Source organism: Lactococcus sp., assembly GCF_036648155.1.
GTDB classification, from domain to species: domain Bacteria; phylum Bacillota; class Bacilli; order Lactobacillales; family Streptococcaceae; genus Lactococcus; species Lactococcus cremoris.
Genome location: NZ_JAVXIY010000022.1, coordinates 1 through 952 on the forward strand (window position 1 = coordinate 1; position 952 = coordinate 952).

Annotated in this window: 1 protein-coding gene and 1 pseudogene; one reads left to right on the forward strand and one right to left on the reverse strand. The window is 27.4% G+C overall.

Features of this window, described 5'->3' with window-relative positions; translation table 11 throughout:
- Positions 1-371 precede the first annotated feature (371 nt).
- A pseudogene (locus tag RSC39_RS11860) lies at positions 372-458 on the reverse strand (IS6 family transposase); the annotation flags it as partial.
- A gap of 98 nt (positions 459-556) precedes the next feature.
- Here RSC39_RS11860 and RSC39_RS11865 point away from each other — a divergent pair.
- Positions 557-952: hypothetical protein (locus tag RSC39_RS11865; RefSeq protein WP_332537431.1), on the forward strand; the 396-nt coding region annotated here is incomplete at its 3' end.

Sequence of the window (952 nt, forward strand, 5' to 3'; positions counted from 1 at the left end):
AATGAAAGGCAATATTATGAGAAAAGCAAATAGAAATAAGATAAGAGTATTAAATTTATTAATTTCAAATACAGAAGAAAATGAAAAGAGTGCAGGAATGAAAAAAAAGTCAAAACACCAAGCGTATATAGCTATTTTTTTTCTTTTTTTAGATATGATGTGTTTGAAATAGACTGAGTAATAGAACCTATAATAAATTTTTATCCAAGTCCACTTTGTAAAATGTGATACAAACATAAGTGTATCCCCCAATAGTTAGTTAAATAATTTTATTATATTTATTTTACGATAAAATTTAAAAAAATAGTAGTTTAAGAGGTTCTGTTGCAAAGTTTTGAAATGAGTGAATAAATCTGAATCCTATATCTTGACTATGATGGTATCCCTAGTAAAACTTTAATTTCAATAGATACCAAAAAGCCGAAGAGCGTTCCATTTCTTCGGTTCTTTTTATATATGCATCGAAAGAATATTTTGCGATAAGAAAAAGCCTCCTGGAAAGGTTATAATAAACTAGACACAAAGTTAAGATAAATCGTTATTTGGAGGTATAGAAATGAGTAAATGGATTATAACGGACAAGTTAGGAAATCAGATTTCTCCATATAGAACATACAACTCAAAGGAGGAGGCACAAAAGTGGATCAATTCAAATTTAGAAGTTGCTAGGTCTAAGGAGTATAAGATTATTCCAGCATTAGGAAAAAAATTTTTTTCAGAAAAAACTTTATTTAAGATTATTATTTTTTTGTTGATCGTCCTCACTACTTTTTTTATTATATTTAAATTAAACGACAACGGATCAGAAAATTTAAAAGGTTTTTCCAGTGAGGGTCAAAAATCAACTACTAGTAAATCTGATTTAGTTCCATTTCCTGTTAAATTTAGTGACGGGGATACAAAAGAAAAAATAGAAGAAAAATTATTAAATGCTGGTTTTAAGTTAGGATCA